At 46.3% G+C, this 6,000-nt stretch carries 5 protein-coding genes; 3 read left to right on the forward strand and 2 right to left on the reverse strand.

Features of this window, described 5'->3' with window-relative positions:
- Positions 1–255 precede the first annotated feature (255 nt).
- On the forward strand, positions 256–2,586 hold the full coding sequence (locus AB6C75_RS16710; RefSeq protein ID WP_372108278.1) for a Tex family protein: 2,331 nt from the start codon (positions 256–258) through the stop codon (positions 2,584–2,586).
- Positions 2,587–2,837: 251 nt separating this feature from the next.
- Here the strand turns inward: AB6C75_RS16710 and AB6C75_RS16715 are convergent, their stop codons facing one another.
- Positions 2,838–3,311, reverse strand: a complete 474-nt coding sequence (locus tag AB6C75_RS16715) for an ATP-dependent Lon protease (RefSeq protein WP_372049459.1) — start codon at positions 3,309–3,311, stop codon at positions 2,838–2,840.
- Positions 3,312–3,660: 349 nt separating this feature from the next.
- Positions 3,661–4,437 carry a pimeloyl-ACP methyl ester esterase BioH gene (gene bioH, locus AB6C75_RS16720; protein ID WP_009848011.1) on the reverse strand — a complete coding sequence of 259 codons (777 nt, stop codon included), beginning with the start codon at positions 4,435–4,437 and terminating at the stop codon, positions 3,661–3,663.
- Between the two features lie 93 nt (positions 4,438–4,530).
- Here bioH and AB6C75_RS16725 point away from each other — a divergent pair, with 93 nt between their 5' ends.
- Together AB6C75_RS16725 and nfuA are read left to right on the forward strand one after the other, a co-directional pair.
- Positions 4,531–5,244: a ComF family protein gene (locus tag AB6C75_RS16725; protein ID WP_372108281.1), complete on the forward strand. Its 714-nt coding sequence runs from the start codon at positions 4,531–4,533 to the stop codon at positions 5,242–5,244.
- A gap of 109 nt (positions 5,245–5,353) precedes the next feature.
- Positions 5,354–5,938 (forward strand): Fe-S biogenesis protein NfuA, encoded by a 585-nt coding sequence (gene nfuA / locus AB6C75_RS16730; RefSeq protein ID WP_009848013.1) that lies wholly within the window; start codon positions 5,354–5,356, stop codon positions 5,936–5,938.
- Positions 5,939–6,000: the final 62 nt, after the last annotated feature.

The raw sequence follows: 6,000 nt of genomic DNA on the forward strand, positions 1-6,000 counted from the left end.
TCCCAAAAAACATTTCAGGTGAGAAATACGCCCACAAACACACAAACAAATAAAATCAGTAACTTAGGTTTATTTTAAGACGATTTCATCGATTTAAAGTGACTTAGTCTCACACCACATGTGAGAGATCTCGCACAAAGTGGGTATCAGAAACGGAAATTGGACTTCTGACAGGATAATTACACAGTCAAAGCTAGAAAAAGCGTACGCTCACCCCCATGTATTTGTCATGATATTAAATAAGAGATTCATCGGATGAGCCAAGCTATCTGTCGACTGATTGCTGAAGAACTGAATGTTCGTTCAGAGCAAGTCACCGCCGCAGTAAACCTAATTGACGACGGTAATACCGTTCCCTTTATTGCCCGCTACCGTAAAGAAGTCACGGGTGGCTTAGACGATACCCAACTACGTAACCTTGATAGTCGCCTTTCATACCTTCGCGAGCTAGACGATCGTCGCCAAACGATCCTAAAATCGATTCAAGACCAAGGCAAGCTCACGCCAGAACTGGAGCGTGATATCACTCAAGCCGACAGTAAGACTCGCCTAGAAGATCTATACCTGCCATACAAACCAAAGCGTCGTACCAAAGGTCAAATCGCAATCGAAGCAGGCTTAGAACCACTTGCCGATACACTTTGGAATGAACCACAGCACGATCCTGAAACCGAAGCCGCTAACTTCATCAGCAGCGATAAAGGCATTGCTGATACTAAAGCCGCACTCGATGGGGCACGTGCAATCGTGATGGAGCGTATTGCAGAAGACGCAAACCTACTTGAAAAGATTCGCCAACATCTAACACGTAACTCTGAGCTCGTTTCACGTGTCGTGGCAGGCAAAGAGCAAGCTGGCGAGAAGTTCAAAGACTATTTTGAACACAACGAAACACTCAATAAAGTCCCTTCTCACCGTGCGCTTGCCATGTTGCGTGGCCGTAATGAAGGCTTCCTAACGTTGGCAATGAATGCAGACCCAGAACAAGAAGAAGGCGTCCGTGGTTCATACTGCGAAAACATCATCTCTGATCACTATGGTATTACCCTGAGCAGCGCTCCTGCAGATGCATGGCGTAAGCAAGTGATTAGTTGGGCATGGCGTATCAAGGTTTCTATGCACATGGAAACTGAGTTGATGGGCGCGATGAAAGAACGCGGTGAAATCGAAGCGATTGAAGTGTTCGCAACCAACCTTAAAGACTTGCTAATGGCGGCGCCTGCTGGCCCTCGTGCAACCCTAGGTTTGGATCCGGGTTTACGTACTGGTTCGAAAATCGCCGTGGTGGATTCAACCGGTAAGGTTCTGGCAACAGAGACCATTTACCCTCACCCACCTCAAAAGCAATACGACAAATCTGCACACGTTGTTGAGCAGATGGTTCGTCAATACAATGTTGACTTGATTGCGATTGGTAATGGTACCGCTTCACGCGAAACCGACAGCTTTGTTGCTGATGTGATTAAGCGTGGCAACCTAACAGCACAGAAAATCATTGTCAGCGAAGCCGGCGCATCGGTTTACTCTGCTTCTGAGCTAGCGGCAAAAGAGTTCCCGAACATGGATGTCTCGATTCGTGGTGCGGTGTCTATTGCGCGTCGTCTACAAGACCCACTAGCAGAGCTTGTGAAGATAGACCCTAAATCGATCGGTGTGGGCCAATACCAACACGACGTTAGCCAAACCATGCTTGCTAAGCGCCTAGATGCGATTGTCGAAGACTGTGTAAACGCCGTTGGTGTTGATGTGAATACCGCTTCTGCCGCGCTTCTGACTCGTGTCGCTGGTCTTTCTAGCACCATCGCTCAAAACATCGTCGACTTCCGTGATGAGAATGGTCGTTTCGAAGCGCGTACTACCTTGAAAAAAGTCGCTCGTTTAGGGCCCAAAGCCTTTGAACAGTGTGCTGGCTTCCTACGTATCATGGATGGTAAGAACCCGCTAGACGCATCATCGGTTCACCCAGAAGCTTACCCATTGGTGAAAACCATCGCCGAGAAAAACCACAAAGACATCAAATCTCTGGTAGGTAACACAGATTTCTTACGTGGCTTACATGCGGTTGATTACACTAATGAGAATTTTGGTGTACCGACAGTAACCGACATCATCAAAGAGCTGGATAAACCGGGGCGAGATCCTCGTCCTGAGTTCAAGACGGCAACGTTCGCCGATGGCGTAAACAGCATGTCTGACTTAGAACCCGGTATGATCTTAGAAGGCGTGGTTTCAAACGTGGCTAACTTCGGTGCGTTCGTCGATATTGGTGTTCACCAAGACGGCTTGGTACACATTTCAGCACTGACCGATCGCTTTGTCTCTGACCCACGAGAAGTGGTGAAAGCGGGTGATATCGTGAAAGTGAAGGTGATGGAAGTGGATGTTCAGCGTAAACGTATCGCACTAAGCATGCGTATGAAAGATGAACCAGGCCAAGACAACCGAGCGCAACGTTCAAGTGCGCCTCGTACGCAAAGCCGACCAAATCAAAACTCACAAGGTGGACAACGCCGTCGTGAGGAGCCACAACAAAACGCGGCGATGGGTGGTGCATTCGCTGCTGCTTTTGCAAAAGCGAAAAAGTAATCCGTTAACTCGTCTGCAAAACAGATATGCTTAAAACAGAAAACCTGCATCCCTTAGGGTATGCAGGTTTTTTTATTATGTGTTCAAAAAAGACATCGAAGCTTGGTTGTATTCTTCGTGCTTATACTCAAAATAATTGGAGTTGCAGCTAGGCAACAAGTAAGTTCATCCCTATGAGCATAGAGGTTCTATGTGATTAGGGTGAACTTACGCAGTTAACAACGCTGCAGCTTCAAGTATGAAGAGTATAACTATAATACGACTAACATCTCTGACGGAGCATGAGGCGCAACAGCATGACCATAATGATATTTTATGACCTTACGTCGTTTCTCCATCTGTCCCTCCTGAATCGCCGCATCTAAAACATGCTTTGGCAGGCGGAAACGCATGGTATAGCCCTTTCCTTGATCAGCACTGTATGTTCTCAGAGCCAATAAGCTGAACAGCCTGTCAAAAGGATCTTGTGGCTTTTCATGGCTAACCGAATTGGCCTCTGACTCGTTCTCCATTTCATAACCTGGATGGTCTGAAGGATCCCAAGCCGACTGCTGCCTTCGTTTATCGTCCGGTTTTACCTTACGCTCTGCATTGGTTCTCGCCAATGCTACTGCGGGAGCAACAGGTTCTCGGACTCTATTATCACGCGCAACTTGCTCTGTTTGCACATTAACGGACGGGGCGATTAGTGGCACACTTACTGCAGTTGCAGGTGACACAATCATCGCGAACTCTCCTCAAGAATCGCCCATCACTGTTGCCATAACGCTGTCGTACTGAGTCAGCACAACAGGCATAGCCCAACTTACCGCAATCAACTCATGAGAGAGTTAGGTCTGAGTATCATGCAATGCCTTGGTGTTATACCAATCGTAGTAAATAACTGCTCATCCTAGCTTGTTAAAATGCTCGATAACGGCGTTAGAACTTTTGATTGTAGAATAACTACTTATCAAAACTACTTGTCAAAAAAAAGCAGCCTTGTTCTCAAGCCTTTTTCCTACGCTATTTTTGAACACTTACAGTGATTGGTATTAGGTTATATATCGACCAATCCGGCAATAAATTTAGTGATTATTTTTGCGCGAAGCTAACTAGTTCACTGCAAAAGGCATCGGCTTCTGTCATAAACGGCGCATGTGAAGACTGCGTGAATATATATTGCTCGGTATGAGGCAGCGCTCTACCCAGATCTTTTGCTACCTTGATTGGCACCAATCCATCCAGTCGCCCGTATAAACGCAGCATAGGCACTGAAATCTCCGGCAGTTGTTCACGCAAGTCAACATCAGACAGCATCTTTAAGCCGGCCAATAAAGAATCAGGATTCGGAAGCGGACGAGACAGTACCGCTTGCTTGAGTTGTTTTACATCTTGCCTTGCAGAAGGGCTGCCCATGGCTTGCAGTGCCATAAAGCGTTCGATAGTGGTTTGGAAATCTTCAACCAGCTGTTCGGTAAATGCGCTTAATACGTTTGGCTGAATACCTCGCCATAACACGGGTTCTTTTGCAGCGGCGAATTTAGGAGAACTGGCAACAGTCACCAATTTGCTTACGTAATCTGAGTGATGCAAAGCCATGTGTGTTGCGACCAAGCCACCCAGTGACCAACCGACCCAAATAGCCTGCTTTGGAGCTTCGGCCAACAATTGCTGAGCTATCTCTTCAAGATCTTGAGCGTGGCAATGAGAACTGTGTCCATAGCCAGGAAGGTCAACAACATGCACTCGAAAATCAGCTTCTAACGCATCAACGGTTTGTTGCCATACCGCACCGTTCATTCCCCAGCCGTGAACCAACACTAAATCAGGCCCTTGCCCAGAAACATGCCAATATAACGTGTCACTCATTCTCGATATTCCCTACTTTTTCCATCAGCGATAATCCGCGCTTTTCAGTATTGTGAGTAAAAGGAACACCATAACCCAAAAGCATCACGAGCTATGTTATCCGATTGGCTACAAAAACACACACCACGTCTGGTCACACCTCAATGCGACCTGTGTAAGCTAGATAAGTCGCACAGCGATACTCACCCTAGATGGTGTAATTATTGTCTCAAACTCTTTGATCCAGTTCCTCGCTGCCAACGATGTGGTTTAAAAACGCTGCTCACAGTAGAGCAGTGCGGGCAATGTTTATCACAGCCTCCACCTTGGCATCGTCTCTATTGTGTTGGGGACTACACCTTTCCAACAGCACGTTACATTCAGCAAATGAAGTACGCCGATAAGTTTTGGTTTGCACGCGATCTGTCAAAGCTATTAGCTTCACGTATCGAACATCCTGCTTCGATGATCACCAGTGTCCCTCTGCATTGGCGTCGATATATTCATCGTGGCTTTAATCAAAGTCAGCTGCTCGCTAATTACACAGCTCAAGAACTTGGCGTTAAAGATGAGGTGCTGTTCCGTCGAATTCGCTCAACAGCTTCTCAGCAAGGGCTAACTAAATCCGCGCGATTACACAATCTAAAGAGTGATTTTACGCTTAGAAAACAAGACTTTCATGGAAATATCCCCTCTCACGTCGCGATAATTGATGATGTTGTAACCACCGGCAGTACTGTGTATCAATTATGCCAATTACTACTTGAAGTAGGTGTGAAAAGGATTGATATTTACTGCATCTGCCGCACTCCTGAGCCCTCTGGATAGAAGCTGTGAATCGCTACTTGTACAGCAATCCAACAAAAAAGGGCTGAATTACAAGTCTGACAGGAGTAGAATGGCGCTAATAACCTACAAATCTACTCAGGTATTCGTCGTGTCAAATATTACTATTACAGAAACAGCTCAAACTCACTTTGCCAATCTGCTGTCACAGCAGCCTGAAGGTACAAACATTCGTGTGTTCGTGGTAAACCCAGGCACACAAAACGCTGAGTGTGGTGTTTCTTACTGCCCAACAGATGCTATCGAAGCGTCTGATACAAAACTGTCTTTCGAAGCATTCTCTGCATACGTAGATGAGTTAAGCCTACCATTCCTAGACGAAGCTGAGATTGACTTCGTGACTGACAAAATGGGCTCTCAACTAACGCTTAAAGCACCAAACGCTAAAATGCGTAAAGTATCAGACGACGCAACTCTGATAGAGCGTGTTGAGTATGCAATCCAAACCCAAGTGAACCCACAGCTTGCTGGCCACGGCGGTCACGTTAGCCTAGTAGAGATCACTGAAGAAGGTGCTGCTATCGTTGCATTCGGCGGTGGTTGTAACGGTTGTTCAATGGTTGATGTAACGCTAAAAGAAGGCATCGAGAAAGAACTTCTTCAACAATTCGAAGGTGAATTGACAGCTGTTCGTGATGCAACTGAACACGATCGTGGTGAGCACTCTTACTACTAATCATGTTTACTACTAGGGCGTGTTGATCTTTCGTGAGTGTTTTTTGAACAGCATGGTAAAGA

Origin of the sequence: Vibrio sp. 10N.237.312.B06, assembly GCF_041464685.1 — a bacterium.
GTDB lineage: Bacteria > Pseudomonadota > Gammaproteobacteria > Enterobacterales > Vibrionaceae > Vibrio > Vibrio tasmaniensis_A.